22 protein-coding genes are annotated in these 26,521 nt (G+C 59.9%); 8 read left to right on the top strand and 14 right to left on the bottom strand.

Features of this window, described 5'->3' with window-relative positions:
* Nucleotides 1–22: 22 nt before the first annotated feature.
* Nucleotides 23–898, top strand: a complete 876-nt coding sequence (locus tag EKH79_RS18160; RefSeq protein WP_126675262.1) for a LysR substrate-binding domain-containing protein — start codon at nucleotides 23–25, stop codon at nucleotides 896–898.
* Nucleotides 899–1,125: 227 nt separating this feature from the next.
* Here EKH79_RS18160 and EKH79_RS18155 read toward each other — a convergent pair whose 3' ends face one another.
* Nucleotides 1,126–1,911, bottom strand: a complete 786-nt coding sequence (locus tag EKH79_RS18155; RefSeq protein WP_126675261.1) for a glutaminyl-peptide cyclotransferase — start codon at nucleotides 1,909–1,911, stop codon at nucleotides 1,126–1,128.
* 246 nt (nucleotides 1,912–2,157) lie between these two features.
* Between EKH79_RS18155 and EKH79_RS18150 the strand changes: the two genes are divergently transcribed.
* Nucleotides 2,158–3,249 carry a glycosyltransferase family 9 protein gene (locus tag EKH79_RS18150; RefSeq protein ID WP_126675260.1) on the top strand — a complete coding sequence of 364 codons (1,092 nt, stop codon included), beginning with the start codon at nucleotides 2,158–2,160 and terminating at the stop codon, nucleotides 3,247–3,249.
* A gap of 16 nt (nucleotides 3,250–3,265) precedes the next feature.
* On the opposite strand, the gene EKH79_RS18145 is transcribed toward EKH79_RS18150, so the two are convergent.
* Both EKH79_RS18145 and EKH79_RS18140 read right to left on the bottom strand, forming a co-directional pair.
* The gene (locus EKH79_RS18145; RefSeq protein ID WP_126675259.1) at nucleotides 3,266–6,721 is read right to left on the bottom strand and encodes an ankyrin repeat domain-containing protein; all 3,456 of its coding nucleotides are present in this window, start codon (nucleotides 6,719–6,721) and stop codon (nucleotides 3,266–3,268) included.
* Nucleotides 6,722–6,787: 66 nt separating this feature from the next.
* A complete protein-coding gene (locus EKH79_RS18140; RefSeq protein WP_126675258.1) occupies nucleotides 6,788–7,072 on the bottom strand; it encodes a YcgL domain-containing protein in 285 nt (94 codons plus the stop codon).
* Between the two features lie 247 nt (nucleotides 7,073–7,319).
* Between EKH79_RS18140 and EKH79_RS18135 the strand changes: the two genes are divergently transcribed.
* The 3 genes from EKH79_RS18135 to EKH79_RS18125 all read left to right on the top strand — a co-directional run bounded on the left by EKH79_RS18135 (nucleotide 7,320) and on the right by EKH79_RS18125 (nucleotide 10,688).
* Nucleotides 7,320–8,759 carry an OmpP1/FadL family transporter gene (locus tag EKH79_RS18135; protein WP_126675257.1) on the top strand — a complete coding sequence of 480 codons (1,440 nt, stop codon included), beginning with the start codon at nucleotides 7,320–7,322 and terminating at the stop codon, nucleotides 8,757–8,759.
* A 154-nt stretch (nucleotides 8,760–8,913) separates the two neighbouring features.
* On the top strand, nucleotides 8,914–10,074 hold the full coding sequence (locus EKH79_RS18130) for a mannosyltransferase family protein (RefSeq protein WP_158621286.1): 1,161 nt from the start codon (nucleotides 8,914–8,916) through the stop codon (nucleotides 10,072–10,074).
* Nucleotides 10,044–10,688 carry a hypothetical protein gene (locus EKH79_RS18125; protein WP_126675255.1) on the top strand — a complete coding sequence of 215 codons (645 nt, stop codon included), beginning with the start codon at nucleotides 10,044–10,046 and terminating at the stop codon, nucleotides 10,686–10,688. Before EKH79_RS18130 ends, EKH79_RS18125 begins: the two co-directional genes overlap by 31 nt.
* Nucleotides 10,689–10,724: 36 nt before the next feature.
* Here the strand turns inward: EKH79_RS18125 and EKH79_RS18120 are convergent, their stop codons facing one another.
* The 4 genes from EKH79_RS18120 to EKH79_RS18105 form a co-directional block, all read right to left on the bottom strand.
* On the bottom strand, nucleotides 10,725–12,140 hold the full coding sequence (locus tag EKH79_RS18120; protein ID WP_126675254.1) for a coniferyl aldehyde dehydrogenase: 1,416 nt from the start codon (nucleotides 12,138–12,140) through the stop codon (nucleotides 10,725–10,727).
* 6 nt (nucleotides 12,141–12,146) lie between these two features.
* A complete protein-coding gene (locus tag EKH79_RS18115) occupies nucleotides 12,147–14,612 on the bottom strand; it encodes a TonB-dependent receptor (RefSeq protein ID WP_126675253.1) in 2,466 nt (821 codons plus the stop codon).
* 62 nt (nucleotides 14,613–14,674) lie between these two features.
* On the bottom strand, nucleotides 14,675–15,829 hold the full coding sequence (locus EKH79_RS18110) for an SO2930 family diheme c-type cytochrome (protein ID WP_233590388.1): 1,155 nt from the start codon (nucleotides 15,827–15,829) through the stop codon (nucleotides 14,675–14,677).
* A 10-nt stretch (nucleotides 15,830–15,839) separates the two neighbouring features.
* Nucleotides 15,840–17,075, bottom strand: coding sequence for a parallel beta-helix domain-containing protein (locus tag EKH79_RS18105; RefSeq protein WP_126675252.1), 1,236 nt, complete (start codon nucleotides 17,073–17,075; stop codon nucleotides 15,840–15,842).
* Between the two features lie 593 nt (nucleotides 17,076–17,668).
* Here EKH79_RS18105 and EKH79_RS18100 point away from each other — a divergent pair.
* Nucleotides 17,669–18,631, top strand: coding sequence for an alpha/beta fold hydrolase (locus EKH79_RS18100; RefSeq protein ID WP_126675251.1), 963 nt, complete (start codon nucleotides 17,669–17,671; stop codon nucleotides 18,629–18,631).
* Between the two features lie 95 nt (nucleotides 18,632–18,726).
* Here the strand turns inward: EKH79_RS18100 and EKH79_RS18095 are convergent, their stop codons facing one another.
* Entirely contained in the window at nucleotides 18,727–19,473 is a 747-nt protein-coding gene (locus EKH79_RS18095; protein ID WP_126675250.1) for a glucose 1-dehydrogenase, read from the bottom strand.
* 110 nt (nucleotides 19,474–19,583) lie between these two features.
* On the opposite strand from EKH79_RS18095, the gene EKH79_RS18090 reads away from it, so the two are divergent.
* Nucleotides 19,584–19,961, top strand: a complete 378-nt coding sequence (locus tag EKH79_RS18090; protein ID WP_126675249.1) for an ArsR/SmtB family transcription factor — start codon at nucleotides 19,584–19,586, stop codon at nucleotides 19,959–19,961.
* Between the two features lie 51 nt (nucleotides 19,962–20,012).
* Here the strand turns inward: EKH79_RS18090 and EKH79_RS18085 are convergent, their stop codons facing one another.
* The 3 genes from EKH79_RS18085 to EKH79_RS18075 form a co-directional block, all read right to left on the bottom strand.
* On the bottom strand, nucleotides 20,013–20,303 hold the full coding sequence (locus tag EKH79_RS18085) for a putative quinol monooxygenase (RefSeq protein WP_158621285.1): 291 nt from the start codon (nucleotides 20,301–20,303) through the stop codon (nucleotides 20,013–20,015).
* A 14-nt stretch (nucleotides 20,304–20,317) separates the two neighbouring features.
* On the bottom strand, nucleotides 20,318–21,067 hold the full coding sequence (locus EKH79_RS18080) for an SDR family NAD(P)-dependent oxidoreductase (RefSeq protein WP_126675247.1): 750 nt from the start codon (nucleotides 21,065–21,067) through the stop codon (nucleotides 20,318–20,320).
* A gap of 174 nt (nucleotides 21,068–21,241) precedes the next feature.
* Nucleotides 21,242–21,685, bottom strand: a complete 444-nt coding sequence (locus EKH79_RS18075) for a DUF2501 domain-containing protein (RefSeq protein ID WP_126675246.1) — start codon at nucleotides 21,683–21,685, stop codon at nucleotides 21,242–21,244.
* 298 nt (nucleotides 21,686–21,983) lie between these two features.
* Between EKH79_RS18075 and EKH79_RS18070 the strand changes: the two genes are divergently transcribed.
* Entirely contained in the window at nucleotides 21,984–23,093 is a 1,110-nt protein-coding gene (locus EKH79_RS18070; RefSeq protein WP_233590387.1) for a glycoside hydrolase family 16 protein, read from the top strand.
* Nucleotides 23,094–23,156: 63 nt separating this feature from the next.
* Here the strand turns inward: EKH79_RS18070 and EKH79_RS18065 are convergent, their stop codons facing one another.
* The 3 genes from EKH79_RS18065 to EKH79_RS18055 all read right to left on the bottom strand — a co-directional run bounded on the left by EKH79_RS18065 (nucleotide 23,157) and on the right by EKH79_RS18055 (nucleotide 26,454).
* The gene (locus EKH79_RS18065; protein ID WP_126675245.1) at nucleotides 23,157–24,350 is read right to left on the bottom strand and encodes a GAF domain-containing sensor histidine kinase; all 1,194 of its coding nucleotides are present in this window, start codon (nucleotides 24,348–24,350) and stop codon (nucleotides 23,157–23,159) included.
* Between the two features lie 124 nt (nucleotides 24,351–24,474).
* Complete coding sequence (locus EKH79_RS18060; protein WP_126675244.1) at nucleotides 24,475–25,590, bottom strand: AraC family transcriptional regulator; 1,116 nt, start codon at nucleotides 25,588–25,590, stop codon at nucleotides 24,475–24,477.
* Nucleotides 25,591–25,719: 129 nt separating this feature from the next.
* Nucleotides 25,720–26,454, bottom strand: a complete 735-nt coding sequence (locus EKH79_RS18055; protein ID WP_233590386.1) for a TlpA family protein disulfide reductase — start codon at nucleotides 26,452–26,454, stop codon at nucleotides 25,720–25,722.
* Between the last annotated feature and the right edge of the window lie 67 nt (nucleotides 26,455–26,521).

Genomic DNA, 26,521 nt, shown 5'->3' with positions numbered 1-26,521 from the left:
TCCTGAAAAACGGGATAATTTCATGCAACGCGTTACTTTCGATCTCGACGTCATGCGCAGCTTCGTCACCGGCATCGATTTGGGCAGTTTCGCCAAGGCGGCCGACCGCCTTGCACGCTCCACCTCGGCCGTCAGTGCACAACTGAAAAAGCTGGAAGATCAGGCCGGCACGCCGCTATTGCGCAAATCCGGCCGCGGCATGGTGCTGACCGAAGCGGGCGAGACGCTGCTCGGCTATGCGCGGCGCCTGCTCGAACTCAACGACGAAGCCGCCACGGCGGTACGCGGCGTGCAACTGGAAGGGCGTGTGCGTCTGGGTATGCAGGAAGACTTCGGCGAAAACGTGCTGCCAGAGGTGCTCGGCCGCTTCAAGCGCGCGCATCCGAAGCTGCGCGTGGAAGTGCACATCGCGCGCAACAACGCGTTGCTGCAATCGTTGCAGTCAGGGCGGCTCGATCTTGCGCTGGCGTGGGAGACGGAAACCCATACGCCGAACATGGAGCATGTCTTTACCTTACCGATGTGCTGGATCGCTGCCGCTGACGAGTCGATGGAGATTCTGCGAGAAGCTAACGAGCCTGTGCCGCTCGTTGTTCTCGATGCGCCGTGTCTGATGCGTTCTGCGGCGACGAACGCGCTTGATCGTGCAGGTGTGCCGTGGCGTATTGCGTTCACCAGTGCCAGCCTTGCTGGAACGTGGGCGGCGGTCAAAGCCGGTTTGGGCATCAGTGTGCGCACGCCGTTTGGCTTGCCCGGGGATGTGCGTGTCGTGGACTCGCAGCGAAGCCATCTGCCTGCGTTACCTCAACTTGGTCTTGCACTTTATCGCAGCGATGCGGATGTTCCACCGGCGGTGGAGCAGCTTGCGGAGTTGATTCGGCAGAGTTTGCGCGGCTGAGGTTTTTGCTACCAAGTGCTTGAGACGCTTCCGCCCGGAGTGAGCATAAAAACAAAACCTCACCGTCATTCCGGCGCAGGCCGGAATCCAGTGACCGCAGATTCCAGACGCGCCCCGTACCACACGCTCTTTCGCCACTGGATTCCGGCCTGCGCCGGAATGACGGTGAGGGTTATTACGCGTTTCCCTCAAGGGCGTGGCGCACAAAAACTCACTTGCTCACTTGCTCACTTGCTCACTTGCGGCGCCGTAAGCTCAATCTCATAAATCATCGGCCAGCGCTTGCCGGTAACAAACAATCGATCACGCTTCGCATCATATGCAATGCCATTAAGCACATCGTTCTGCGGATCGGGCGTGTCTTCCGGTTTCGGAGCGAGGCCCGTCAAATCGATCCATCCCACGACATGGCCAGTCTTCGGATCGATCCGCGCAATGCGATTGGTCAGCCAGACATTCGCGTAAATCTGGCCTTTCACCCATTCGATTTCATTGAGATTGGTGACGGGCGTGCCATCGTCAGTGACATTGATCTGGCCGATCTGCTTGAGCGTATCGGGATCGATCACGCGAATCGCCGGCGTGCCATCGCTCATCAAAATATGATGGCCGTCTTCCGTGAGCGCCCAGCCTTCGCCTGGATAATCAAATGTTCCAAGTTGCTTGAACGTTTTCAGGTCGTAGATGTAACCGTGGTGCGACTGCCACGTCAGCTCAAGCAGCTTGTCTTTCCACGCCACGATGCCCTCGCCGTAATCCGGCGGCGGCAGAATTGCACGCTGTAGTACCTCGCCGGTCTTCATGTCGACCTTGCGCACCGTTGACTGTCCTACTGTGCCGGTACCTTCGTAGAAGAAACCGTTGAGGTAGAAAAAACCTTCCGTGTAAGCACCGGTGTCGTGCGGATAGGTGTGCAGCACTTTGTAGCCGTAGACAGGCGTCTCGGCTTGCGCACATGAAAAACCGGCGCCGCAGAGCGCGATGAGGGCGAGCAGGGGGACAAGTCGTTTCATAGCGCCGGATCATCCCATGTCCGGCACGCGTCGTCAGCCAGGGATGGTCGCGAAATGCGGCGTTTCGTACGAAATCGCGGCGGAAAAGCGTCGTTTGCCATAGATAGATGCAAGCATGCCTATCCGCGGCCACCCTGCGTCATAGCTAAAACTCCTCGTGGGAGGTAAGTTTCAAGCAAGCGGTCGGTAGGACAGTAAGCGGTCAACTTCCGTAACCCACCTCAAGAGCGCCGATTCGCGTCTCACATGTCAAAACCTATCCGCCCGCTTGTGATTCGCTTCGGTCGCGTTGGCGACATGATCCTGCTGCAACCGTTGTTGCGCCGGTTGCATGCGCGCTACGGGGAGCCTTGCGAGCTTTTGGGTATCGGCAAGCACTCGTTGGAGCTCTATCGCGATCAGCCGGATGTGGCGCGTGTGATGAGCCTGCTGTCGCATCATCGCCCGTTTGCGCTCAGTCCTGAACAATGGCGCGTCGTGCGTGCGTTGCGACGGATGCGCGACGTGCCCGTCTATGTCAGCGAGCCGCAGGCAGGTTCGCTTGCGCGCATTCGTCTGCTGCTGAAACTCGCCGGTATTCCGGAAGACCACTGCGTTTTCCTCAATGACATTCCGCTACCCGAAGCGGGGCATTGGATCGAACACCTGCTGACGCTGGCGGATGCCACGCCGCCCGCTTTTCGCGACCGATTCGAACACGTGAATTCGACGAGCAGTCACGTGCCCGCCTTCGAGATCACGGCGCAGGAGCGTGCCGATTGCGATCGATGGTTGGCAGCGCGCGGATTGGCCGGTCATCCGCTCGTGTTGATGCAACCTGCGAACAAACGCACGATGCGTTGGAACGGTGTGCGCAAGGCAAGCGACGACGATAAGTCGTGGCCGATCGAGAATTGGGCGAAAGTGGTTGCTGCGATCCAAGCCAAGCTTCCGGATGCACGCATTTTGCTGTGCGGTTCGCCTGCCGAAGCGAACTATCTGGAAAGCATTCGTACCGACATGGCGCAGCCGAACGTCGAAGTCGTCGCCAGAGACTTGCCGCTACCGCGGTTGAGAGCGTTGCTTGCTGTCGCACACAGCATGATTTCCGTCGACACGGGGCCCGCACATCTGGCTGCTGCGATGGGTTGCCCACTGGTCGTAATGTTCGGGTCGGTGGCGCCCAGCCATTGGATGCAGCGCGCAAGTTTCCCCGAGGCTGTGCACGCGCTGGGCGGTCCGCCGCGCAGTCGGCGTGTCGATGCGATCAAGCCGGACGAAGTGATCGATGCGTGGCGTGGATTGCCGTCGCGCATCGCTACGGCATCGCCAATACGTCATGCCGATACATCGGCATGACGCAAGCGTTCACGGATTATTGATCGGACGGCTGTGCCGGTTGGCGCAGCGTTTGCCGCACGCTGGGAATCGCACCGCCACGCGCTGCCAATTCGTGTGCGATATCGATAAAGCCCAGGTGCCGCGCCACATCTGCCGCGGTGCGGCCGAATGCGTCGGCCGCATTACGGTCCGCGCCACGCGCAAGCAACACGCGCGCAGGCGGTAACAACGCGTGCATGGCGCAGGCATGCAGCGCCGTCACACCGCGTTGATCGGCATGCTCGATGCGCGCACCGGCATCGAGCAATACGGGTAGCAGAGCGCCGATATGTGTCGCATCGCACGGACTGCCCGGGCGCAGGTGTGCGCCAAGCAGCAACAGCAGCGGTGTTTTGCCTTCCGTGTCGGCGAGATTCAGATCGGCCTTGCGCTTGAGCAATGCATCAAAAAGGCGTCGTGCGCGCAGGCTGTCGTTCTGCTCGAAGCCGAATTGTGCGGCGGCGTGCAGCGCGCTATGACCGCGTGCGTCGACCGCATTGGGATCGGCGCCGGCTTCGAGCAATTGCTCGGCAATCTCCGGATAGCCCTGCACGGCAGCCACCATGAGTGCCGTGGCATCGCCGGGCAAACGCTGATCGACCACTGCGCCGCGTTCAAGCAGCAACGCGACAAGCGGTTCGCGACGTGCCGCTACCGCTGCAGCGAGCGCCGTCATGCCGTTGCTTGCACTGATGCCGACATCGGCGTGCGCATCCATTAACGCGACAGCGATATCGCGGTGACCTGCGCCACATGCGTGCAATAGTGCGGTGGCGCCTTGCGTATCGCGGGCATCGGCATCGAAACCCAGTTCGAGCAAACGCTGCACCGCTACGCCGGCGCCGTGTTTGGTGGCGTGGATCAGATCGTCTGCGCGCAAGGGACGGCGTGGACGTTCCCAGCCATTCCAGTCCAGCCAGCGTTCCAGTTCCGGATGTTCAAGCGCAAGGCCCAGCGGTGTTTCGCCATTCGCATCGACCACTTCGGCATCCGCGCCATGCGCGACGAGTGCGCGGACCAGCGGCAACGCAGCTGCGCCGTATTCAAGTGCGGCGAACAGGGGCGTGCGGCCACTGCTGTCGCGGCCATTGGGATCGCATCCGCGTGCGAGCAGCGCCTGCAGCAGCGCAGGTTGATTGTTGGTGGCGGCAAGGTGCAGCGGTGTGCGTTCGCGATCGTCCGTGCCAAACGGATCGGCACCACGTTCGAGCATCGCCAGCGGCAGCGACGCGGATGACGACGCGCCATGCAAACGGCCCAGCGCTTGCGCAAGCAGACCCGCACCGGCGGGGCTTGCGCCGGCGTCGAGCAGATCGTCGATCGCTTCCGTGCTTTGCGGAAGCAGCGGAAGCAAGGCGTCGAACAGACGAAGCCCCAGCGGTGGCAGCGTGGGCTGATCGCTGTCGAGGTCGTCAATGAGTTGCGGCTGCAAACGTGCTTCAGCCTGCAAGCCGTGATCGAGCAACCAGCGCCGTGCAGAGCGCAATCCGGGTTCGGCCAGTTCCAGATAAAGCTGTGCCAGCTGCGACTGCGACCAATCGCGCACGCGCGCGGTAAAGCTGGAAACGACCGCCCAATGCCCGAAGCGCAGTGCGTCCAGCAGATGTGCGGGTGTGTCGGCGCCTTCGGAAATAGCGTCGAGGTTGAGGCTGGCGGGCAGTGGCGTGTTCGGATCGAGCAACGCGACGAGATCCCATCGTCCGCTGGCTGCAGCATGATCCAGCGCGCTGCGTTCATCAGTGCCTACTGTTTTCGGGTCTGCGCCCAGTGCGATCAGTGTGCGCACCGTTTCGGCCTTGGCGTGCGGCGACTGGCAAGCAAGTGTGAGCGCATCGCGACCGTGATGATCGCGCGCCAACGCATTGACGTGCGCTTCGGCCAGCAGCTGCACGATGCCGTCGGCGCCCGCGCGCGCGGCTTCCATGAGTGCCGTGCTGCCGTGACGGTCGGCCAGGTTCACATCGGCGCCGGCTGCGCGCAGTGCGCGCGCGATGTGTTCGTGTCCTTCGGCGGCGGCGACCATCAATGCACTACGTTGCTTGGCATCGACGCCGTTCACGGCGGCACGATGCTTGAGCAGCATTTTTACGCCGGTCTTGTCGTCGTCCGTGATACCTGACGCAGCCACCAATGCAGGCTCGCCCTGTGCGGGCGACGTCTTCGCGCCACGCTCCAGAAGGAATTCCACCAGCGGCCAATTTGCCGCACGGCATGCGATGGATAACGGCGAAGCACCGGTGCTGTTGACCGCATCCACCGAGGCGCCTGCGTCCAGCAGCATCGCTGCAACGGTAGGTTCGCCCGTGAGTACGGCGCCGTGCAGCGGTGTATTGCCATCTGCATCGGCCACTAGTGGGCTGGCGCCGTTGGCGAGCAGTGTCATCACCGCGTCCGGACGGCCGTGCCAGCTGTCGCGCGTCGCGGCCAGCAAAGGGGTGAGGCCACCGCTGGCGCGATTGACGTCTGCACCTTTGATGATCAGTGCACGTAACAGCTGTGGATCAGGCAGCAGCGCGGCCAGCATCAATACGGGACGCTGATCGCGGTCGTCGGCTTCGGGACCGGTATTCGGATTGGCGCCTGCCTCGACCAATGCCAGCGCGCGCGCGATATCGCCTTGACGTGTCGCAGCGAGTAACGCGTCGGCTTGTTCCGGTGTACCTGCGATACGTTCTTTTTCACTCAAGGTGGGAGCGACGGCTGCGACGATCGGCGCAGCTGTCTTGCGAGACGCGTTCTGGCGGCGCGGACGGCCTTCGCTCAACATCACGCGCAACGTGCGGTTGGCAATGACCAGGCAACCGACAGGCATCACGATCACGGCGTACAGCACCAGCGCGGCGGTGCGCATTTCCGAGGGAAGAATGCCGTAAAGGCCGCTCAGCGCGATCGCCGCAAAGGAAAGCACGAGCAGCGACAGTGCGCTCGGCAGAAAATGACTGAAGAAATGTTCTTCGCGCGAGAGGTGACGTCCGAACGCTACGCTTCGCGCAGTCGCCGTAAACAGCCATGAGCCTTCGTGCTTGCCGTGTGCGGGGTAAGCGTCGTCCCAGACAAAAGCCAGCGCAAAGGCAGGCCACAAACGCCACAGCACCATTAGCGCTACGACGAGCGCCGCCGCCAGCAGCAGGCTCGCGCCCAACGTCGGGTGCTGACTGAAGAGCAACATCGGCCACGCAATCAGCAGGAACACCAGCGCGGCGTAGCAGGTGAACATCGCCAGATGCGCGCCGCCACGGCGAACCACGGTGCTTATGAAATCCGGTTCAGGATCGAAACCGATGGCATGACAAACCGCTGCCATTGTCAGCGTGTTGGCCAGGAGCAGCGGTATCAGCGTCAACGGATGCGCGCCGATCGCAGCGGAGATACCCGCCATGATCAGTCCAGGTGCGAACCAGATGAGAGAAGTGAGAAAGGACGATGAGCGGCGCGATTTGATTGGTGGCATGTCAGCAGTATAGAAACCCGAAGCGCGTTAGACGGTAATCACTTGTTAACAAGCGTTCGTCATCGCCTATTCGTCCTGGCGTGTGGGCATGGATGTCGGTTCGCCTGCAACAGCGACCGTCTCTTGCGCAGGCAGCTGCAGATGCCATCCTTGCGCGCGAAGATTTTCGAGTACCGCTTCGACATTCTCGCGAGGAAGACTCCGCCCTGGGTCCAGTTCCACTTCGAGCACGAAGCGAAGGTCGCCCAGCAGCATCACCAGCGTGGAGGGAAGTAGCTCGAAGTTGTCCCGCTTGGCTAGCCACAGGTAGGTGTCGGCCTTGCGCTGGCTGGCGTAGACAAAACAGTGCATGAGGGTGTCCGGGTAACCTGTAATTTCGAAGGTTAACAGCACCGGCAGCCAGCGTCGCCCGTGGATTTTGCTGCGCTGTTAAGCCCCGATCCACGTGTACTGCGTGTCTATTGCTGCGACCGCACTTGCATGGCCCGACCCGAGTCGGCACAGTGCCCGCCTGGGGTATCAAACGCGCGTATGAAATTCTGGCGGAAGGCTGCCCCGGCTACGACCCGAGCTGTCAACAAAAAAGCAGGAGCAACCGATGCATACATTCTTCCGCAACACCTTCAGGGGTGCCCGTCCGCTCGCATTGGCTGGACTCGGTCTGGCCATCGCTAGCGCGCTAGTTACTCCGCAAACCGCCCACGCCAGCGCCTTCCAGCTGAAGGAAGACGACGCACAGGCCATGGGCCGCGCTTACGCAGGTTCCGATGCCGCCGGCGGCGACGTTGCCGTGGTGGCCAACGCCCCGGCAGCCATGAGCCTGCTGCAGGGTACATATTTCGAAGCGGACGTCACCGCCATCAACTTCGGCGCGACCTTCAACGGCAGCGCGCATGACGTGCTGGGCCAGCCGATCAGCGGCGGCAACGGCGGCAACGCCGGTACCACCATGCCGGTGCCCGCGTTCTTCTTCGAGACCCAGGTCAACGACAAGTGGCACGTCGGTGCGGGCTTCTCCGTGCCGTTCGGCTTCAAGACACAGTACGACAATGACTGGGTGGGCCGTTACAACGCGATCGAATCGAAGTTCGAATCGCTGGATGGCACGCTCTCGGCTTCGTACAACGTCACCGACAACCTGGCCATTGGTGGCAGCGCCATCGCGCAGCGCACCAGCGCCACACTGACCAACGCCATCAACACCTCCAGCGCCGCCGTGCTCGCCGGTGCCCAGCAAGCTGCCGGGCAATTGGGCGTGCCGCTCACGCCGGCGCTGCTGAAGGCCTTGGCGCCGACGCTGACTTCCCAGATCTACCCGATCGTTCCGCCGGGCAGCGACGGTTATGCGCACATCCAGGGCAGTTCCTGGGCGTGGGGCTACCAGCTGGGTGCACTGTGGACGATCGATTCGCAGGATCGCATCGACTTCAACTATCACTCCAAGATCAGCCATCGCCTGACCGGCTCGGCCGATTTCACCATTCCCGCCAACTTCGCTTACCTGCTCGCTTCAACGGGTCAGAGTTCGCTGTTCCAGAACACCCAGGGTACGGCGGATTTCACGACCCCCGCCACCGCTGCCATCAGCTACTGGCATCAGGAAGACAAGTTCGGTTTCGGCGCGGACGTTGACTACACCGAATGGGACGTCTTCAAGAACCTGACGGTGAACTACGCCAACCCGGCACAGCCCGCGACCACGCAGGCGTTCAATTGGCACAACTCGTGGTACACCTCGTTCGGTGGCGAGTACTACCTGACCGATCAGCTGACGCTGCGCGGCGGTATCGGTTTCGACACGACGCCAACCTCGTCTCCCACCCGCGATGCACGCGTGCCGGATGAAACCCGCAAGCTGCTCTCGTTCGGTATCGGCTACAAGGCGACCGAGCACTTCTCGATCAACGCATCGTATGCACACATTTTCGTGAACCGTGCAGTGATCTCCAACGACGTAAGTGCCACGGAAGACACGCTGACCGGCACCTACGACGACTACGGCAACCTGTTCGCGCTGTCGGCGGTCTATAAATTCTAAGCGTTCCACGTTTGAAAACCTCCCCGCTTCGGCGGGGAGGTTTTTATTTGGCTACGAAAAACGCCGGCATGCATCACATATGCGCGGTCGTTATTCCTTGCACCGCTACCGGGGTGTGGTCGTTCTGATATAAACCGACTTCCGGATGCCAACCATGACGGCGTATGTGATGCCCCAGAACGATTCCGTACGTCATCAAATCCGCGACGTTCTAGTCCCGTTGGTGGCGATGTTTCTGGCGTCGCGGCTCGTGCTGCTGGTACTTGCCTCGATGACTCTCCAGCTTTCCGGAGCGCATGGGGCGAACAGTTCATTGGCGCCCATGCTGTGCCGATGGGACTGCGAGTGGTACCTGGGCATCGCTCAGCATGGTTACTCGACCTACGAGCCGGGACTCGCCTACGGGCACGCACCCGGTGAAACGACATTCGGGTTCTATCCGCTGTACCCGCTCATCGTTCGCTTCTTCACGCCGCTGATGGGCGGCGATGTGCTGCACGCAGGCATACTCGTATCAAACCTGTGTTTTTTGGCTGCGCTCTTCTATGTGTACCTGTATGTGCGCGAGCTCGGGCTCAATCGCTCGGTAGGATTGCTGACCGCATGCATGTTGTGCGTGTTTCCGCAAAGCATCGTCTTTAGTGCGCCACTCAGCGAGAGCATCTTCCTGTTGCTGATGGCTGCGGCGATGTATCACTTTCGGCGCGAGCAGTATCTCGTTGCCGGTATCGCCGCCGCGCTGTTAACAGCGGTAAGACCCAATGGCATTCTCTTCATCGTCTTTGCCGGCGTATTGCTGGTGCAGCAGCACGGTCTGCGTGCGGTGCTTGCCCCATGGCGCATGCCGGAGAAGTTCGTTCCCATCGTGCTCGCGCCGCTAGGTATGTTTCTCTTCCTGACCTACTGCTATGTAGCGACGGGCGACGCGTTTGCGCATGAATCGACCGAATCGATCGGATGGGGTTGGGCCTTCGTCCCGCCATGGGAAAATTTGCTCGAGCAGTTGCACAGTGGCAGCGTGCTAGCGTTGTGTGCCGCCATCAGTATTAGCGTTGCGCTGTGTTCTTTGTTGCTGCTGCAGTATGGAATGTATGCGGAATTCGCATTCTGTATCGCGAGCATTCTGCTTATCTGGTGTGGTCAAGGTGTGGTGTCGCTATTCCGTTACTGGATGATCCTGTTTCCGATCTGGATCGCCGTGGCACGTTCGGTCGCGGTTCGACCTATGGGGGCAACGCTGCTGTGCGCGTTGTTGGGCATGATCAGCGGAGTGATAGCTTGCGCATGGGCACTGGGATCGATCATCGCGCTGTGAAGCCTTCGGCTGCGCGGCGTTGGACGTCATTCGCAGCGCTGCTGGCGCTTGGCGTGGGCTACATCGCTGCCTATCTGTTTTTTTCTGCGCACAGCCAGAACTTTCTCGTGGTTCAACGCAACGGCAGGGCGATGGCGTTTGGCGAGACGCACCCGGCAACGTCGCCGATCACGTGGCAGTTCGGGCAAAACAGTCCGGACAATGCACGCCTTGGTAGTGGTTGGCTCGCTGCTCCTTCTTACCCGGGTGTGCGATTGCTCACCCAGGACGGTTGGATTGTATTTGTGACGGGTCGGCCCGACACCGACATGCTGCTGCGGCTGGACGCGCTCGTGCTCACCACGCAAGCGGTGCCGCGCAACACGATCGAAGTGTCGATCAACGGTACATCGCTGGGATCATGGCAGCGCGGTGGTGCCGATGCGCGCGAACCCATTGAGGTGCGGGTGCCTCGATCGCTTGTCGCCGATGGTCAATGGCACGTGCGTGTGCATGTCGATCATATTGGATCGATCTTTGGGCGAGACACGGGTGCGGCGAGAAACGGACAAGATTTATTGCTGCTCGCCATCGGCCTGCGCAGGGCCGACAGTAGTAACGAGCCGGCTCGCTAATCACAGATCACTTCTGCTTAGCGAGAGGTTTCTCCGTCAACCTCTGCGCAGCAGTATTTCCACCATCTGCTTGAAGCGTTTGCCGTATGGTGGATTGAGCAAGCCCGTGCCATTTAACCGTGCCTGCCGGAATACCGGTTTCATGTGCGAGAACGTGCGAAAACCCGCTTCGCCGTGATACCCGCCCATGCCGGACGGCCCTACGCCGCCAAACGGCAGGCCATGCTGGGCGATGTGATAGAGCGTGTCGTTGAGTGTCACGCCGCCGGCATGCGTGCGCGTCAGCACGTCGTCGATGCGCGCCTGGTCTTCCTCGAAGAGATACAGCGCGAGTGGGCGAGGGCGATTGACGACGTAATCGATCGCATCGTCAAAGCTGTTGTACGCAACAATCGGTAGCAGGGGACCGAAAATCTCTTCCTGCATCACCGGCAAGTTGTCGGGCACATCGGTAAGCATGACCGGTGTCAGCAAGCGTTGCGCGGGCCGGTCAGCCGTGTCGCTGAGCGGTTCGGCGCGCGCACCCGCGGCGACAGCGTTGTCGCGCATGCCGGTCAGTCGTTGGTAGTGCCGCTCGGTGGCGACGCTCGCATATTGTTTGTTATTCGCCAGATCCGGATACAACCGCGCCATCGCTTCGCGCGCGGCCGTGGTGAAGCGTGCGACATCCGCACGCGGCACCAACACATAATCCGGTGCGATGCAGGTCTGGCCGGCGTTGACCATCTTGCCGAACACAATGCGTTCCACCGCATGACCGAAGCGCGCGCCAGGGCCGATGATGGCCGGCGATTTGCCGCCCAGTTCCAGCGTCACCGGTGTGAGATGTGCAGCGGCCGAACGCATGACGTGATGCCCAACCGCCGTCGAGCCCGTAAACAGCAAATGATCGAACGGCAAACCGGCAAAGGCCTGACCGACGGAAGCGTCGCCATTGACCACCAACACTTCATCCGGCTGGAAGTGACGAGCGACAAGTTCGGCGAACAGCTGCGAGAACCGTGGCGTGTACTCGCTCATCTTGACCATCACGCGATTGCCAGCAGCAAGCGCATCCACCATCGGACCCACGGCGAGAAACAGCGGGTAATTCCACGGCACGATGATGCCCACGACACCCAGCGGCTGCGGCAGCATTTCGGTGCGCCCTGGCAGAAACGCGATGTCGGCCAGGCCACGCTGCGGTCTCATCCAGCGCTTGCCATGGCGAAGCGCGTGACGAACCGCCGACAGGCTGGGAAACACTTCCAGCATGTCGGTTTCTTCAGCAGGGCGACAACCGAAGTCGGCATTGATCGCATCGGCGATCTCCTTGCGGTGATCGCGTACCAGCGCTTCAAGGGCATGCAGACGTCGCGCACGCGTCACCCAGCCGGGTAGCGGATCGCGCGACTGCGCGGCGCGCAATCGCTGCAGTTCGAGAGACAGATCAGGGCGATCGGGCAGGTTCATGGCGGCTCAGAATTTGGTCCGTAGTTCCACACCATACACGCGTGGTGGCGTCACGACCGCATACGGTGTGCCGAAATCGTTGGTGCTGTCGTTGCCGATACTCACCACGTAGCGCTTGTTGAACATATTGTTCACGTACAAGCCTACGCCCCAACGCTCGTCCGGGGTATGCCAGTCAAGGCGTGCGTCCGTACGGTTCGACGAGGTGCCAACGCTGAACAGCGGCGTGGTGAGACAGGTGCCCTGGAAACCCGAATCCGCATTGCAGCGCGTGGGGCCGCGGTACGCGTACTGCATGTTGAATTCCAGATCGCCGTTGTAGACCTCGTGCCAGGTGTAATCGAGACCTGCGGTCGCCGAGAAGAACGGTTCGCCGGTGGGCTCGCCCGCGAGATTGGCACCGGACGTGGAAATGCCCTCGATATACGTGCTGTCGATATAGGCGCTGGTGAAATTCAAGCGCAGCGCATCGGCCGGCTGCCACTGCACTTCGGTTTCAAGACCGTGCGCATGCTGGTCGCTCGTCATCACCGTATAGAACGGCACGCCGGAACCCGACGAGTTCGGATTGAGCACCGACGATTGCAGATTCGAATAGCGGTAGTAGTACGCCGATGCGTTGAACAGCAGGTTGTAATCGGGCACCACCATCTTGATGCCGGTTTCGTAGTTCCAAACTTTTTCCGGCGCGTACAACGAACCGACTTGCAGGCTGTTGTAACCGCCGGCCTTGTAGCCCTTGGTGACCGACAGATAGCCCATGACGTTCGGCGTGGCTTTGTAGCTCAGCACTGCGCGCGGGCTGAAGTCGTGCCAGCTGTTTTTCGCCTGCACCCACTGGCCGACAGCGTTGGGAAAAATGATATTGCCGCCGAATGCCTGCAGCGCTCCCTGTGCATCAGGCGGCAACATGCCGTAGATGCCAGTGGCCATCAGCTCGGCGATGGTTTGATCGAACGCCGCTGCCGTGCGCGGCGGCGTGTACCACGTGAATTGCTTCTGATCCTCGGTGTAGCGCAGGCCCGTGGTCAGGTCCCATTGTTCGTTCAGGTGCCAGATCACGTCACCGAATGCGGCATACGCCTTGAAGTTGCCGTCGTTGCTGATCTGTTCGCGCCATGGATCATTAAGCAGGCTGAAGGGCAGCCCTTGTGCCTGCAACCCTTCGGTAATTTCCGTTAGCGGCAGGCCGAGTCCATCTACATTTTGCGCAAGCGTATCGAGGCTGCTGGTGTTGGTATTAACCTGACTCGTCTGACGCGCCTGCTCGGAATAGAAGCTCACGCCCGACACCCAGTCCATCAGGTCGTTGTCGCCCGACAGTTTGAATTCCTGGTAGTAACTGTTGTTGTGCTCGATGTTGGCGGTGTCGAGATACGAGACGATGTGATTGGTGCCATCGTCGTCTTCGTCGTTATAGGTGTTGAAGTACCGCCACGCCGTCGTCGACGTGAAGCTTCCCCAGGAGAACGAATGATCGATGATCAGCGTCGAGTCGTTGAACTCGCGGCGTTCGTCGGCGGTGATCGCATCGTTGTACAGCGGCGAGTTCAGCGGATTGATATACGTCTGCGGGTTCGGCGGAAACGGTGGGCGCTCGTTCGTATCGTTGGACAGCGCAACCAAGCCGAAAGCCGGGCGCGGCGGCTGATTCAGCCGCTCGTGATCGAACGACCACAGCAGGCGCGTGTCGGGCGTGATGTTCCAGCGGTAGACCATGCGGCTACCCCAGTCATCGTTCTTGCCGTAATGCTGGCCATTGGCCTGATCCTTGATCCAGCCGTCGCTCTGGTTGTCCACCACGCTGATGCGCAGTGCCATGTCCTTGTTGATCGGAATGTTCAGCAGCGCATTGGTGTACTTCTCGCCTTCGTTGCCGAAGCGCACGACGACTTTGCCTTCGAACTTGTCGGTGGGTTCTTTCGTGACAATCGAAATGGCGCCACCTGCAGCATTGCGACCAAACAGCGTGCCTTGCGGGCCTTTCAGCACTTCGATGCGATCGATGTCGTTGAAGGCCAGCAATGCGCCACCGGTGCGCGCAGCGTAAACGCCGTCCACATACACACCCACCGCCGATTCGGTACCGATGCCGAAGTCGCTGGTCGTGATACCGCGCAGCGAATAGTTCGGTTGCGTTGGTTGCGAGCCATCCACCACCAGGCCAGGGACGAACAGGGAGATCTTGCTGAGATCGGTAGCAGCCTGCGTGTCGATCTGCGCCGCCGTAATGATCTGCAGCGGAATCGGCACCTGTTCCATCTGCTGCGTGCGGCTCTGCGCCGTCACCGTGATGTTGCCCAGCTGCTTGGCCTTGCTCGCATCGGGTGCGTTCTGCGCATTGCCGTTGTTGGTTGTGCTTTGCGCCGGTGTATCGGCGAGAGCCGGCATCGGCGCCCACATCAACATGGCAACGCCACCCAGCAACAGGTGGCGTATGTAGGCAGGCAGCGGTTGTTGGCGCATGGTCATGCAATGTCTCCCCTCGGTCGTCAATCGCGCGGTTTTGTTTCAACCGCTGCGTCCCCTGGTTTTTAATGAAGTACCACGCAGTCTCCCGGCTGCGCCGCAATCCATGCCTTGATCAACGCAACACCTTCCTGGTGCACGGTGCTGCGTCCGATCTCGGGCATCATCGTGCCCGGTTCGGTAGAGCTAAGCCGGTAAGGCAGAATCGAATCGTCCGGGTGTCCCGGCACGATGTCGAACATGTGATCGCCAGTGCCCTGGCCGGCAGCGGTCGGTGGTTTGCAGAAGCCGATGTGGCGATCTTCGGGCGTGTTGATATCCAGCGTCAGCCCCGTCGTATTCGCCGCGCCTTTCGGATTGTGGCAATGGCCGCAGTTGATATCGAGGTAAGCGCGTGCGCGGGCGTCGAGCGGTGCTTTCTGGTCCATCCAGTTGGCGTTGCGCGGTGCATCCGTGGGCGCCGGCGCGCCGGTGAGGTAGCCCACCTGTGTGAGGTATGTCAGCTCGTTTTCGTCGCCATCGGGATAGTGATAATCGCGATTCAGATGGCGCGCCTTGGGACCTATCGGTTGCAATGCGCGCGTCGTCCAGTCGTGGGCATGACAGCTGACGCACTGGCTTTGATCGGGCACAACGTAATTGAAGTTCTCGCGTTGGCCGTTATCGCTGACTAGTGTCAGCGCTTGAACGTCTCCCGTGCGGGCAAGTATCGCCTCGGTCTGGTCGGCATTCCACACATAAGGAATCGCGACCCAGCCTTCTTTGCGGCGAACGAGCAAACGCGTTTCGACCAGATGCACGTTATTGAGATTCAATCCCTGTCCGGCGAAATCACGACTGGTGTCGTATGTGCGCGCCACATCGGTGGCATTGCGCGCCTCGCCTTTTGGCAACGGATAGAAGAACGTCTTGCTGATAATCGTGCCGACCGGGAAATCGAATGTCTCTGTCGGGTTGTACTTCGCCGAGACACCCTTGGGCATCCAGATCGTGCGCAGCTTGTGCGCGTAGTCGGTAAACAACGGTGTGTTGAGTTCGTAAGGCACCACGCCGTTATTCAACTGCAAGGTGCCGTCACGCGCCTCGACCACGTGCCAGTCGCCCAGCTTCGGCGGATAGCCATCGTCGTGAAACGTCACCGGGTCCATCCCGCGATGACAGGCTGTCAAGCAAACGAGCGCGAGCAACATCAGCCCGCGCATCCACATCTTCATCGGCATCAGCACATTCTCAGACTTTCGGTTCCGGATTCAGCACAACCGGCGGCAGCTTCGGCAAGGTGCACTGGAAGGGTTTCATGTCCGTACTCGGATTCTTGTATTCGTTCGGCCCGTCCGCGTTGATGACGCCGTTGACGTCCTGCAGACAGATGCGATCGTCGGCTGGCGGCAGGCCATTCACCAGATCCTTCGGATCGGCGTAGCCATCCCACAGCACGTCCGGGAATTTCCCGCTTAGACCGTAAACGGCTGTTTTCAGCGTCTTGAGCTTCAAACCGTCCGGGGAATCGCCGCCGCCCGTAATGCGGTTGCCGTATACGAAGATGCCTTTCGGATACGGGTTGTAGTCTGCCGCTACACCGCGCGTGTTGTAGTAGTTCGTCGAGAAGTAGCTGGAAATGATGATGCTGGCGGTCTGGCTGTCGCTGATGTCGTTGTCGAAAATCTCCACCTTGTCGTTGGAGTTGATGACCACGCCCGAGCCCGCCGGAACGCTCGCCACGGCAGCGCCTTTCTTGGCGAAGTTGGCGGTGTTGTTGGCCACCACTTTGTTATGGAAAACGCGCGACGCGTGTCCGGCCTGCGACAAATTCGGCATGTTGAAAACGAGAATGCCACCGGTGTTCTTCGTGGCGGTGTTGTCGTAAACGTCTGCATTTACCGAGTTTTCGATTTCGATGCCGGCCACGTTCTGCTCGGCGCGGTTGCGGCGCACCACGATGTTGTTGGATTGCCCGACATAGATGCCGGCATCCGACGCGCCGATCACCACGGAGTCTTCGATCAGCGTGTTCTGCGTCTTTACCGGATAGAGACCGTACGCACCGTTGGTGCTGCTCGGGCCGCCGGTCCATTCGACGCGAACACCATGGATGGTGATGTTCTTGCCCTGATTGATCTTCAGCGCATCGCCCATTGTGTCTTCGATGGCGAGGTTTTCGATGGTGAAGTCGTTCGCATTCACCAGCAAACCTTCGGGGCCGACCACCTGACCCTTGAACGACAACACGGTCTTGTCCATACCGGCGCCGCGAATGGTGACGCCATCGGTGCGCAAGCTGAGGCCGCGCTTCAACGAGTAATGGCCGGCGGGAATGTCGATGACGCTGCCCGGCTTCGCATCGAGCAGTTGTTGCTCGAGCTTGCTCTCGAACGACTGATCGGTCTGGCTTTGCTGAGCCGCTTCCTGGTGGCCGCAGCCGGCCAGGAGCAACGCCGCAGCGATCAGCGTGGTGGTCTTGCGCATGTTGAACCCTCCCCTCGCACCCTGCGGTGCCGTATGCAGGCACTGTCCCGCAAGCGGCGTGTGGCGGGGAGGGCAAGCGGGCCGAATATGGGGGGCAAAGCGGCCAGTGTGTAGGAGTTGTGACAGCGGCGCAGGTCGGGCCTGGCACGCTTTGAAGGGTTGGTTTATGACGATTTTGGTTGAATAAAGCTCAAGTCTGGCTTGCAGATATGTCGCTTTTCCAAGCGATCCAACGCTCCTATCTTGAGCTCACATCAAGTGCCTTCGGAGATTGCTATGCGCTCGTCCTGGGTTCTTCCATTCCTTCATCGGACGGCGATGGGTGGCCTGATTGCCCACTCGCCGCAGGGTGTTCAGACTGTTTTGTCGCCGCGAGAGAAGGGCGCTAGTCCGTTGCATGTCCGGGCGCAGATATCGCCGACCCATCCCCGGCTCTGCCTAGGTATTGGCGACGGCACGATGCGTCGCCAATAGAAGTCGCATTGAATGCTTGGGGGCGTGGTGTCCTGCGCATGCAGGCACGACGTCACGCGAAGAAAGATCCGTGCTCTAAACTTTTCCACTGATATCAGTAGAAAAACGAAGAGAGCGGGATGATCATCGGATGGGTCGTTGTCGCGGTTATTGGCGCGTTGGTTTTGCTGAGTGCAGGGCTGATGTTTTTCACGCTGTTGGCGGCACGATATGCGGAAAAGCTGGTGCCGCCCATCGGCACGTTCGTGGACGTCGACGGCGCGCGATTGCATTTCGTGGATCGCGGCGCGGGACCCGTCATCGTCATGGTGCACGGTCTGGCGGGCAATTTGCGCAACTTCTACGCATTGATCGAACGATTGTCGGTCGATCATCGTGTCGTTGCGGTGGATCGGCCCGGCTGCGGTTATTCGACTATGCGTTCGGGTGAACACCCGAGCATGCGTGCGCAGGCCGCGCTTATCGCACAACTCATCCGCAAACTACATCTTGGGCAACCGACCGTGGTTGGGCATTCCATGGGCGGTGCGCTGTCGTTGGCGTTAGCCATCGATCACCCGGACTGCGTGCGCGCGCTTGCTCTTATCGCACCACTGAGCAACGTAGAGCGCGCACCGCCGAACGGATTGAAGATCCTGCGCATCAAGTCGCCGCTGGTGCAATGGATGGTCGCGTGGATGTTCAGTGCACCGATCGGCAAGCTGATTCATCGCGAGTCACTCAAGGCGGTGTTCGCACCGGAAGCCGCCGTGGAAAGCTTCGATACGTCAGGCGGTGCTGTGCTCGGACTTCGACCCTGGGCGTTCTCTGCTGCGTGCAAGGACATGGTTGCCATTTCGCGCGAGATGGCTGCGATTCCGCCTTCTTATCCAACACTGACGATCCCTGTGAGCGTGATATTCGGGCGGCAAGACGCCGTGTTGAACCATGAAACGCATGGCGAACAACTCGTCGCCGCTTTACCGAATGGAAATTTGCATGTGATGGAAGGTGGCGGTCACATGATTCTTGTGACACAGCCCGATCACGTTGCGGATTTGATCAGGCAATCGACGCATCACCGTTCGACATCTTCTGCCTGATGGTGAAATCGGCGTCGGCGGAAAACCATTTACCGTATAAGAGAGAAGCGCATTCGCTGGCGAATGCGCTTCATTGCATCAAGCAAGCAAATCGATCAGCGCATACCGCCGCTCGCGTATAACTGTTGGCCGCTCAACCAGTAGGAGTCATCGGAGGCCAGGAACACAGCGATCGATGCGATGTCATTCGGTTGGCCGATGCGTCCCAGCGGAGTTTGCGCTGTAGCGTGGGTATGAAAATCCGAGCCGATAAAACCGGCAGTGTGTGTGCCTTCGGTTTCCACCATGCCGGGGTTCAAGGCATTCACGCGAATCTTGCGCGGGCCAAGTTCCAGCGACAGCACACCGGTGATGGCATCGACAGCGCCCTTCGTCGCGGTGTACACGGCACTGCCCGGAGGCGTGATGCGCGATACGAGCGAACCGATATTGATGATGCTGGCGCCTTCGCCAAGATGCTTCGCGGCGGCCTTGGTCGTCAGCAGAAGACCAAGCACGTTGACGTTGAACTGCTTGTTGAAATGCTCCTCGGTGATCTCTTCCAGCGGTGCAAATTCATAGACACCGGAGTTGTTCACGAGAATATCGAGGCGGCCGAAATGCTTGACGGCGGTATCGACCAGCGCCTGGGCTTCCGCCGCTTTGGCGACGCTGCCGCCCACGGCGATGGCTTTACCGCCAGCCTTCTCGATTTCGGCCACGACGGCTTCGGCACCGGCTTTGCTGGAGGCGTAATTTACGACCACGGATGCGCCTTCCGCAGCGAGGGACTTGGCGATAGCGGCGCCGATGCCTTTGGATGCGCCGGTAACGAGGGCGACTTTACCTTTGAGCTTACTCATGACGATTCCTGACTTTTGAGGGATGGGTGGGCTGAATCGGTTCTAAACTTCCGTAGTTCGCAACATATGAACTATAGAACTAATTGTCAAGGGGCTGCTAAAATGGCGCCATGAGGCCGCTGATCCATCCATCCATCGAAGACATCACCGTCGAAGGCATCCTGCACGCCCTCTCCGATCCGGTGCGTGCTGCCATTTATGCCGAGTTGGCGATTTCAAGCGGCGCCACCTGCTCCAACTTCCTGAAGATCAGCGATCGGGACATTCCCAAATCTACGCTTTCCCAGCACTTCCGGGCACTGCGCGAGGCGGGATTGATTCGAAGCGAGCGGCAGGGCGTGGAGATGCGCAATACCACGCGCTGCGCGGAGATCGAGCAGCGTTTCCCAGATCTGATTTCCACCATCATGAAGGCGCATCAGCTGCAGGCGGCCGGCCGCGTTCGCGAAGCCAAGCTGAAGAAGTCGGCGGGCAGAAAGGCGAGCTGAGCGTTTCAGCCAAGAAAATCACCGCTGCACGAGCAGCGCCGATGGGTTCGTTCAAGTGATGGCATGCCAATGCTGCATGCGGCGATCTTTCGCCCACGTGGGCTGCACGCGCGCCAGATAGGGCGTGTAGTAGGGGCGTTTCAGCTGCACCTGCTCGAAGTAGTCGCGACTGGTCCACGCCTCGACCAACATGATGGACTCGGGGCATGCGGCGTCCTGCAGGACATCAAAACGCAGGCAGTCGGGTTCGCGTTCGATCAAGGCACGTAGCGCAGACAGTTCGCGCAGGAAGTCTTCGACCTGTTCACGCTTGATGCTCAGTTGCACGGTAAGAACATACACGGCGATGCACCTGCTCAAAGAGCGTCGGTCAGGCCGCCATCCGTCAGCAGTGTGCGCCCAGTTATCCAGCGGGACTCGTCAGATGCAAGGAAGGCGATCACGTCTGCAATATCGGCCGGCACGCCGATGCGTCCAGCAGGCGTGTTGGCGATCACTTGCTGGCGACGTGCTTCAGGCGTCGCGGCTGCCATATCGGTGTCGGTCATGGATGGAGCGACGGCATTGACCGTAATACCGCGCGCACCCAATTCCTTGGCGAAAGCGTGTGTGAGTACTGAAACGGCCGCCTTGCTCGCCGAGTAGATGCTGGTGCCCGGGCGTGGCGAATAGATCAGGTTGGTAGACACATTGACGATGCGTCCGCCGGACGCCGGAAAATGCGGCACGCATGCTTGCGTCATGTTCAGCACGCTATCCATGTTTGCGCTGAAAACACGCTGCACCAGCGCTGCATCGATATTTCCAAAAGGGCTGGATTCGAAGATGCCGGCATTGTTGACGAGAATGTCGATATGGCCGAAGCGCTTCACGATCGCCTCGATAACGCTATCCACCGCCGAGCGGTCTGTCACGTCAGCAGCGAAGGAAACAGCGCTGCCTCCGGCAGTCGCGATCTTGTCGACTACCGCTTGTGCCTGTTCGGCGTTGCTTTTGTAAACGATCGCCACCGCAGCGCCCTGAGAAGCGAGCGTGCTGGCAACAACGGCGCCAATGCCGCGCGATCCGCCAGTGACGACGGCGACTTTGCCTATCAACCTATCCATGGATGTCTTTCCTGAGTGAATGTGGGGCTATTCAATAGTTCTAATTATATGAACTATTGAACTTAGAATCAACCAGCATGTGCGATGTCTTCAAGACGGACGCTGATTCATCCAACCCATGTAAACAAGAATGGCAGCGCACAGGGAGCTGCCATTCTTTGCATCGATAGTCGACTACATACCCGCAAACGACTTGCCTTGCTTCAACACGGAATCGCACACCTTGGTGGTGATCTTCGACTTCATGTCGCTCGATCCGCCGCCGACGCTGGACAGGTCCATGGTCTTGCCGTTGCCGCCCTGAAGGATGCCGTTCGCACCACTCGTGTAACCCGGATCACTGGTGGGTGGGGTGCTGGATTGACCGTGCATCTTTCCGAGCAATTGGCTCTGGATACCCGACGCGCCGGAAGCGCCGCCGAGGTAGTTATTCTTTACGCAGTACTGCAGAAGACCCGCAACATTGCCCATGCTTCCCGATTGCATGGAACTGCCGGGCATCATGCCGCCAAGCTTGTTACCGAGGCCGCCGATATCCTGTGCATGGCCTGCAGTGCAGGCAAGACAGAAGACGATCGCCACACCACTTGCTGCCACATTGCTGAGTCGCATCTTCATGAGCAAACCCTCCCATTGGTGTGCGCATTCAACACCTCTCGCCGTTATCGCGGTGTCAGTGCGTCCATGAACCTTGTTAGGGCGTCGATCGCTGATCCATAGGGGCCTGTCTTCACGAATGTGACGCGGCGCGATTTAGACGTGTCAAATGCGATCGAGCCCCGGTCCATCTTCGAATTTGAGACTTTCCTACAGATTTGCGACGGCGGGCCGAAGCAGTGAATAAGCCCATTTGCCGCCGTTTTCCTGTATTAATGGCAGTCGGCGGTTAGTGACGCCTGTACAGGTCCGAGTGCTCATGCAGAAGAAGAAAATAAGAATCCCCGATGTCGTTACCAGCCGCGCGCTGTCATTTTTCGATGTCATCAAGGCGTTTTCCGTCAAACATCCGGCCACTGAGCGCTTAGAGCGCCGCCACCGTCGTGTCATCGACGCGCGTGTGATCGCACTGGTCGCAGCACTGATGGGGCTATCGACCACCGTATTCGCCGGCAGCATTCCGACACCGCAGGGGTGGAACCTGGTATGGGGCGACGATTTTTCCGGTCCGGCCGGCTCGGCGCCGTCGAGCGATAACTGGCGTATCGACCTGGGCCATTCGTATCCGAACGGTCCGGTCAATTGGGGCACCAGCGAAATCGAAAGCTTCACGGCCGATGCAAGCAATCTGCATCTGGATGGGCAGGGTCATCTGTTGATTATTCCGTTGCGCGATGCAAACGGTCAGTGGACGTCCGGACGCGTCGAAACGATCAGGGACAATTTCATGGCGCCCGATGGCGGCGCATTGCGACTGGAAGCACGCGTACAAATGCCGGACGTGATCGGGCAAAAGGCGCTTGGTTATTGGCCTGCGTTCTGGGCGCTGGGCAGCAATTACCGGACCAATGGCGCGTGGCCGCTCGCGGGCGAGTTCGACATCATGGAGAACGTCAACGGACTGGACAATGTCTGGGGCATTCTTCACTGCGGCACGAATCCGGGCGGCCCCTGCGGCGAACCGTTCGGCATCGGCAGTCACCTGCCGTGTCCGCATGAGGCATGCACGGTGTCGTTTCACACGTACACCTTTGAGTGGGATCGCAGCATCACGCCCGAGCGCCTGCGCTGGTTCGTCGACGGTCAGCTGGTCAACCAGGTGGGTGAAAATCAACTTCCCGCCAGTACCTGGCGCGAGCTGACCGATCAGCGCGGTTACTTTCTGATACTCGATCTTGCCATCGGCGGCGGTTTCTCATTTGCGATGTCGGGGCGCCCAACGCCTACGGCGGACACCGAACCGGGACACCCCATGATGGTGGACTATGTGGCGGTGTGGACACGGCCTGGCACCGGCGAGAAGAAACCTGCGGTCAAAGATATGTCGGCAACGGGACCTACGCCGGCATCGAGCACGAGCAAACGCTGAGTCGTTTGCGGCAGGAGGCATGTCGAACAACGACGCGACATGCCTGCGTACTTGCCAGGCCGATCAACGCTTCTTCGAAGCTTTGTTGGGCATCGTGAAAACAAAGCGAGTGCCTTCGCTTTGGTTGGACGACACCGTGATCTTGCCATCGTGTGCCTTGGCAATTTCTGCTGCGATGTACAGGCCCAGGCCAAGACTTTTCTTGCTTGACGATTCGCGCTCGCCGCGACTGAAGGGCTCGAATAACTTCTTGGCGATGTCCTTCGGGATCGCCGGTCCGCTATTGGCGACGCTCAATTCGAAATGATGCTTGTCGCTGCGGATCGAAACATCGACCGGCGTATCGGGGTTGCCGTGGGTTATCGCGTTGATCAGCAAGTTACTGAATAGCTGGCCGATGCGGCGGCGATCGCATACCACCAGTTCCGTCAGTTCCATTGACATGTTTACTGCATGGCCTGGATGCGCCGTGTCGACTTCGTAGGCAACCTGCCGCAATTCGTCGGCGAGATCGTCGGCCTCGTCCATCGAAAGATCGATGCCGCCGCCTAACGCGCCTCGCGCGAAATCCAGGACGTCCGAAATCAATCCAAGCATGCGTTTGCAGCTGCCACGAATAAGACCGACCTTTCGCAGGTCCCGCGGATCGTTTAAATCCGACTCGAGCACCTCAGCGGCGATCGATATGGAAGCCAGAGGATTGCGAAGGTCATGACCCAGCACCGCAATGAAATGCTCTCGCAGCTTCGCGCGTTCGTGCGCAGCAATAAGTGCCGTGCGGCTGCTGATAAGGCGTTCTTCCGTATCCAGGTTCAACGCGATCAATTGTGCAAACAACTCCATACTTTCCACGATTTCGGGAGCATCCAGATCGGCTGCGTGCGGATCCAGTGCACACAGCGTTCCAAAAAACTCGCCGTTCGACAGCATGATGGGGATGGAGATGTAACTCTCGAACCCGTACATCTTTGGCGTTGGATGAGAGGAAAACGTGGGGTGATCGCTGGCGTGCCCGAACACTACGGGTTGATGATGCTCGCGAATCTCATTGCATATGGTCGTTTCAAGCTTCAGTTCATCGCCCGGTTTTAGGCCGAAGTCGATGAGGTCGTAGGCCGCGCAACACGTCCAGGTTGTCTCGGTTACCCGCGCCACCGCGGCAAAACGCATGCCGGTGATACGTGTGACCACCTGCAGAATCATCGGAATCGCCCGAATGCGGCTGATCGATTGGACGTCTGAAGCGGGGGAGCTCATGATCAAAAAACCTCAGCACGCGATATAGCCGTTCCGCATCGGGCGGGTGGCGTGGCTGGTTGTGCCCGACACGTTGCGCAACAACCATCATTGCACGTAAGTGCCGTCTTTGCCTGGTGAAGCCTCAGCGCGTGGTGTCGTCCCAATTCTCGGCAGATGTATTGGGCAGACTGCGGCGTGCGAGCTGTGGTGGCATGCCCGTCCAGCGCTTGAACGCGCGACGAAATTCGCGCGGATCGCTGAAACCCAGTTCGATACCTATCTCAGCCACGCTGAGTTGACCAGCGTGCAGCAATTCCAGTGCACGTTCGGCTCGCACGCGATCATGAATCTCACGGAAGATACGTCCGCTGTCGGCGAGTTTCCGGCGTAGCGAACGCTCACTGAGATGAAGCGTGCGGGCGACTTCGGTCAATCGAGGGTGCTCGCGCAGTCGGCTGCGTAGCAGGCGCTCCACCGACCCGACAATTTCATCCGACCGATCGGCGCCGCGCAGTTGCTGATGACACAGGGCGAGCGCCTGTTTCGATGTCAACGCGTTGTAGCCCGGTAGCGGATGTTCAAGCCAACTGGTGTCGACCAGAATGCGATTGTGCTGTGCGCCGAAGCGAACCTCGCATTGGAATACCGCGTTGTATTCGCTGGCATAGGACGGCGCCGGATAGGTGAGTTCCAGGCGCACAGGTATCAGCTTCGGCCCGACCAGTTCGCGCGCAAACGAGAGGCAACTGGAAAAAAGTTCCTCGCACAGAAACGGCATCAAATCCGATTCGCCGAAGCGCGGCCACGCCTGCACAGCGACGGTTTGTTCGTCGAGGATGTCCAGATCCACATCGAGCAGGCTGCCGCTGACTTTGTGATTGTCGATGCCCACTTTCATGGCCTCGCCAAAATTGCGCGAGGTCATCATCGCCAGGCCGAGCAAGCCAAAGCTGCCAACGGTCTGGTTGCGGCCGACGATCAGGCCCAGTCCGGGATCGCAGATCGATTTCAAAGCGCGAGCGACGACCGTGCGCGCCTGGCGATAGGACACGCGAACGCTGGGATCGTTGACTTGCTGGGGCGTGATGCCCAGCCCCGCGAACCATGCATCGCAGGAAATTCCGCGTCGCGCTGCCAGCTCGCTAAGGTGGACCAATACGTTAGGCGGAATATCGGCCGTCAGCGCGCGCGGATCGGGCTCCGCCGCGAACGACGGCATACGCCGTGGACGCGGTGCTTCGAACACTGCCTGCGACATGTGGGCCTTTCTCCCGGGCCGCCCCTCTGCGGCACAGAGGTGTGTTCTAACACGGGTGCGGCTCACATGGTTGGCGCGGCGCACAAGCGCCCGTCTTCGCCTCATCAAAGCGAAATCGTTTACCTGAATTCAGGGTGCGGCAGCGGATGAAGCGCGCTTCCACTGCGCGATCCAGCTGTCGAGATCGGCCAGACGCTTGGCGGGATCGTCGCTCATCGTCATGCCCACGGCAGCGCCTGCTATGTGGCCGGAGGGGTCGATCAGCATCAGCGTGGGATAGATGCCCACGCCGAGCGTGTCGGTAAGCGACTGGCCACCGTACAGCACGTTCCAGTTCAGGCCGCGGCTGCTCACGAACCCGCGCGCGGTCTCGGCATCATCAAAAGTGATCGCCACGAAGTTCATGTCGCCGTGCGCGTTCGCGTAGGCATTGAGCGTGGGTACTTCCGCGTTGCAGGGTTCGCAATCGGCGAAGAAGAAGCTGATCAGTGTGTAGCGGCCATGGAAGTTGCCGAGCCGTTGTACATCACCGTGTAGTGAGGGTAATTCGAAGGGTGGGAACGCGTCGCCGCGACCGAATGCGAAGCGTCCCGGTTCGCCGGCATGGGCGCCGGCAGGTCGCAAACGCAGCACGGCCGTGTCGGTTTGCGTATCGCGGGTCAGGCTGTAGGAGCGGCGTTCGTGCAGTGTCTGCGCGAAGGTGGCGTAGTCGAGTGGTCTGCCGTTGGCGTCGAGATAACGAACGTGTGGCGATGTGCCGAGTTGCAGCGTTGCGATGAAGTGTTGTTCGTCGGCAGTGGGGCTGGCGGCGAGTGCCGACGCACTCATGCATATCAATGAAAGCAGGATCGCTATGCGTTGCATGGACATTCTCGCCACACCCTCTGTCCTGCCTCATCGTCATTCCGGCGCAGGCCGGAATCCAGTTAAG

The sequence above is a fragment of the Dyella dinghuensis genome (assembly GCF_003977615.1).
GTDB classification, from domain to species: Bacteria; Pseudomonadota; Gammaproteobacteria; order Xanthomonadales; family Rhodanobacteraceae; genus Dyella_B; species Dyella_B dinghuensis.
This window is presented reverse-complemented; position numbering and strand designations above follow the sequence as displayed.

What these genes read in the sequence shown, in the direction of transcription:
- EKH79_RS18105 (WP_126675252.1), bottom strand. Translation starts at nt 17,075, where the DNA reads ATGCGCAAGACCACCACGCTGATCGCTGCGGCGTTGCTCCTGGCCGGC.
- EKH79_RS18070 (WP_233590387.1), top strand. Translation starts at nt 21,984, where the DNA reads ATGCAGAAGAAGAAAATAAGAATCCCCGATGTCGTTACCAGCCGCGCG.
- EKH79_RS18055 (WP_233590386.1), bottom strand. Translation starts at nt 26,454, where the DNA reads ATGCAACGCATAGCGATCCTGCTTTCATTGATATGCATGAGTGCGTCG.
- EKH79_RS18120 (WP_126675254.1), bottom strand. Translation starts at nt 12,140, where the DNA reads ATGAACCTGCCCGATCGCCCTGATCTGTCTCTCGAACTGCAGCGATTG.
- EKH79_RS18080 (WP_126675247.1), bottom strand. Translation starts at nt 21,067, where the DNA reads ATGGATAGGTTGATAGGCAAAGTCGCCGTCGTCACTGGCGGATCGCGC.
- EKH79_RS18135 (WP_126675257.1), top strand. Translation starts at nt 7,320, where the DNA reads ATGCATACATTCTTCCGCAACACCTTCAGGGGTGCCCGTCCGCTCGCA.
- EKH79_RS18110 (WP_233590388.1), bottom strand. Translation starts at nt 15,829, where the DNA reads ATGCCGATGAAGATGTGGATGCGCGGGCTGATGTTGCTCGCGCTCGTT.
- EKH79_RS18150 (WP_126675260.1), top strand. Translation starts at nt 2,158, where the DNA reads ATGTCAAAACCTATCCGCCCGCTTGTGATTCGCTTCGGTCGCGTTGGC.
- EKH79_RS18065 (WP_126675245.1), bottom strand. Translation starts at nt 24,350, where the DNA reads ATGAGCTCCCCCGCTTCAGACGTCCAATCGATCAGCCGCATTCGGGCG.
- EKH79_RS18115 (WP_126675253.1), bottom strand. Translation starts at nt 14,612, where the DNA reads ATGACCATGCGCCAACAACCGCTGCCTGCCTACATACGCCACCTGTTG.
- EKH79_RS18155 (WP_126675261.1), bottom strand. Translation starts at nt 1,911, where the DNA reads ATGAAACGACTTGTCCCCCTGCTCGCCCTCATCGCGCTCTGCGGCGCC.
- EKH79_RS18125 (WP_126675255.1), top strand. Translation starts at nt 10,044, where the DNA reads ATGGGCACTGGGATCGATCATCGCGCTGTGAAGCCTTCGGCTGCGCGG.
- EKH79_RS18095 (WP_126675250.1), bottom strand. Translation starts at nt 19,473, where the DNA reads ATGAGTAAGCTCAAAGGTAAAGTCGCCCTCGTTACCGGCGCATCCAAA.
- EKH79_RS18060 (WP_126675244.1), bottom strand. Translation starts at nt 25,590, where the DNA reads ATGTCGCAGGCAGTGTTCGAAGCACCGCGTCCACGGCGTATGCCGTCG.
- EKH79_RS18140 (WP_126675258.1), bottom strand. Translation starts at nt 7,072, where the DNA reads ATGCACTGTTTTGTCTACGCCAGCCAGCGCAAGGCCGACACCTACCTG.
- EKH79_RS18145 (WP_126675259.1), bottom strand. Translation starts at nt 6,721, where the DNA reads ATGCCACCAATCAAATCGCGCCGCTCATCGTCCTTTCTCACTTCTCTC.
- EKH79_RS18160 (WP_126675262.1), top strand. Translation starts at nt 23, where the DNA reads ATGCAACGCGTTACTTTCGATCTCGACGTCATGCGCAGCTTCGTCACC.
- EKH79_RS18100 (WP_126675251.1), top strand. Translation starts at nt 17,669, where the DNA reads ATGATCATCGGATGGGTCGTTGTCGCGGTTATTGGCGCGTTGGTTTTG.
- EKH79_RS18075 (WP_126675246.1), bottom strand. Translation starts at nt 21,685, where the DNA reads ATGAAGATGCGACTCAGCAATGTGGCAGCAAGTGGTGTGGCGATCGTC.
- EKH79_RS18090 (WP_126675249.1), top strand. Translation starts at nt 19,584, where the DNA reads ATGAGGCCGCTGATCCATCCATCCATCGAAGACATCACCGTCGAAGGC.
- EKH79_RS18130 (WP_158621286.1), top strand. Translation starts at nt 8,914, where the DNA reads ATGACGGCGTATGTGATGCCCCAGAACGATTCCGTACGTCATCAAATC.